General features: G+C 67.8%; 3 protein-coding genes. 1 reads left to right on the top strand and 2 read right to left on the bottom strand.

From position 1 onward, the window contains the following. Positions 1-1,511 (top strand): HAMP domain-containing sensor histidine kinase (locus tag U9980_RS25320; RefSeq protein ID WP_322770224.1); only part of this gene is annotated, 1,511 nt, incomplete at its 5' end. Here the strand turns inward: U9980_RS25320 and U9980_RS25315 are convergent. Both U9980_RS25315 and U9980_RS25310 read right to left on the bottom strand, forming a co-directional pair. Then, positions 1,478-2,323 (bottom strand): hypothetical protein, encoded by an 846-nt coding sequence (locus U9980_RS25315; protein ID WP_322770223.1) that lies wholly within the window; start codon positions 2,321-2,323, stop codon positions 1,478-1,480. The genes U9980_RS25320 and U9980_RS25315 overlap by 34 nt on opposite strands. Next, a complete protein-coding gene (locus U9980_RS25310; protein ID WP_322770222.1) occupies positions 2,262-2,735 on the bottom strand; it encodes a hypothetical protein in 474 nt (157 codons plus the stop codon). The genes U9980_RS25315 and U9980_RS25310 overlap by 62 nt, the downstream gene beginning before the upstream one ends. Positions 2,736-2,914: the final 179 nt, after the last annotated feature.

Below are 2,914 nucleotides of genomic sequence, written 5' to 3'. Positions count from 1 at the left end.
TGGAGAGTGCTCGGATGTCCAGTAACCCACGTCCGGGGGTCGCGCTGCGGACCCGGCTGATGTTCGGCCTGCTGGCCCTGCTCACGGTGGGGTTGTCCGCCACCGCCGCCATCAGCATCTTCGCGCTGCGTACCTATCTTTTCCAGCAGACGGACGACCAGCTGCGCGGCGCCCAGAATCTTGTGACAGCACGTAGTGGATTGCTGGCCCGAATGACACCGGTGATCGGCGCCGAAAGCCTGCAACGCGTGATCGCCCCGACCGACTACGTGGTGGAACTCCGCCTGCGCGACGGTTCGGTCCGGGTCGTCACCGGAAGCGGTAGTGGTCCCACGCCATCGCGTCCACTCCTCGACGCCGTCACGGATATCGACGCCCGGATCGCCTCCGGAGCGCCGTTCAACATCGTCGACGGCGGCAGACGCTTTCGCGCCATCGTCGGGGTGCTACCCGCCAAGGGTGGGACCGACCTGGTCGCCGTCCCACTGCGCCCGGTAACCACGACCGTCGCCCGGCTGGCGGGGATAGAGCTCATCGCCAGCCTCGCAGTGCTTATCGGCGCGGGTATCTCGGCGTGGCTGCTTCTCGGCCGTGGCCTGCGGCCGTTGCGGGACGTCGCGGAGACCGCCGCGGCAATCGCCGGCGGGGACCTGTCCCGGCGCGTGCCCGACTCGCCGGTGCGCAGCGAGGTCGGCCGGCTCGCCGCCGCGCTCAACATCATGCTCGGTCAGATCCAGTCGGCGTTCGAGGAACGGGTCCGCTCGCAGGAACGGCTGCAGCGGTTCGTCGCCGATGCCTCCCACGAGCTGCGGACTCCGCTGACCTCCATTCGCGGTTATGTCGACCTGATGCGCCAGGGTGTCGTCCCACCGACGGGTGTGGACGATGCGCTGCGGCGCGTCCAGGAGGAGAGCGCCCGGATGAGCGCGCTGGTCGACGACATGCTCTATCTGGCCCACCTCGACGAGCACCGGCCGCTGGACCGCTCGAACGTGGACCTGTCCGCCGTGCTGCGGGACGCGGTCGCCGATGCAACCGCGGTGGAGCCGGACCGTCCCATCGCATTGACCTGTCCGGACCGGTGCATGGTGGTCGGGGACGCGGACGCCCTGCGCCAGGTGGTCGGGAACCTCCTGTCGAACGTGCGGGTCCACACGCCGGTGACAGCCCGGGTCGAGGCGACACTTGCCCGTGACAGCACCCGCGTCCACCTCGAGATCCGCGACTTCGGACCGGGTATGCCCCAGGAATCGGCTGAACGGATATTCGACCGCTTCTGGCGGGCGTCGGGGAGTCGCGATCGGATCCACGGCGGCAGCGGTCTGGGCATGTCCATCGTCGCGGCCGTCGCGGCGGCACACGGTGGTACCGCGCAGGTACGTTCCGCTCCCGGCATCGGGACCACCGTCGGGCTCTTTCTCCCGGTGGGTGAACCGGAATCGCCCGATCCACCCACGGGAGAACTCGGCAGTGTCAATTACGAAAGGCAGGCCGCCGGACCGCCGGCCTGAAGAGTCGACAGCGGGCAGACCGCGGCCTGTGGGTAGTAGCTCCCCATGACCGCCGCGGCCGATGCCGGGTTGTTGTCAGGCGGAACATTCTGGACGGCATACGGAAAATTACCGAGAAGGTTGCGCAGCAGCAGCACGTGCGGCGTCGTCGGATTATCCGTGGAAAAGGGTATGAACGTCGCTCCGGGAATGCCGTCGATTGCGGCCCGCTGCGCTTCGGTGCCCACGACGAACGTATAGTAGCCGGTCGAGTCGAGCGCCGTGGCCTCGTCCGCCCGGCAACCGTAGTCAACGGTGCCGTCGGGCAGCGTGTTCACAACCACGGGCAGCGGCGGTGTCGGGAGGTCCGCGCACAGGGACCAGTAGCGCAGGTTCGCCGCCGACGGCCATGGCGCCGGATGCTCGCCACCAGGCGTGGTAGGTGCCTTGGCCCGGACAACGACCACGTTGTCGCCGCCGGGCGGCGTCACCGAGGCTTCCAGATAGGCATTGTCAGGGTTGGGGAACAAGGAGCCGTTGCTCGACGTCCCGCGGGCGAACTGCAGATCTCCGCTCGTCGTGGCAGCCGCCGACAGGCCGGCCACCATGTCGGGCGTGGCACCGACTTGCGAGCCGGGCGCGCACAGCGGGACGTTCACCGTGGTGCCGTCCTGCTCGAAGGCCACACCGGGAAGCCACACCGCCTGGTCGCCACCTGTGGGCAGGTAGACCCGGTAGATGAGATACCCGGCCCGGCCCGCCGGGGTGCCCTCAGGGGCAAGAGGGAGGACGTTGGTCTGCCCCGGGGCTGCGTCGGGACGGAGAGTCAGCATTAAAGTGACCACCCGGGGATGCCGGTACCTGCCACGGGTTGAGACTGCCCGCGTCCGGCGCAATGTGGTAGTCAGTCAGTTCCGAACTGACACCATTGGACGTGGTGAAGGGCGCGAAGCTGCTGTCGTACACCGTCAGGGATGTGTAACGCGCATCCGCGTACGTACCCGACAGCACGATGTTGAGATCCTTCTGGACGGCGAACGGCATGACCCAGTACACGGCGTCGCTGTCCAGCAGACCCGCGTTGACCGTCTGCGGCGAGGCTTCCACCCGCCAGGCGCAGTCAGGCGTCCTGGGCGGTCCGGACGGTGCCGCGCTTGCGGGAAGCGCGAGTGCGGCACCCGCAAGCGGCACAAGTACGGACAGTGCCGCCAACGACAGCGCCCGAAATCTCCTCGGTCCTGCCATCAAGCGATCGTCCACCGAGCGATCTGTCACTCTCGGTCTACGCATGTGACGTACCCCCAACCGGGCGAGCGGATCCATCCCTTGGACCGCGTCTGACGCCAAGGAGAGCCGGCCGACGTGTGAACCGGATCAAAGCCTGATATGAGCGAGATTCGGAGGATCTTTCCATCCTGTGACGG

This window comes from Protofrankia sp. Cr1, assembly GCF_963555865.1.
Lineage (GTDB): Bacteria > Actinomycetota > Actinomycetes > Frankiales > Frankiaceae > Protofrankia.
The sequence above is the reverse complement of the archived record's forward strand: the minus strand, read 5'-3'. Positions and strand labels throughout refer to the sequence as shown.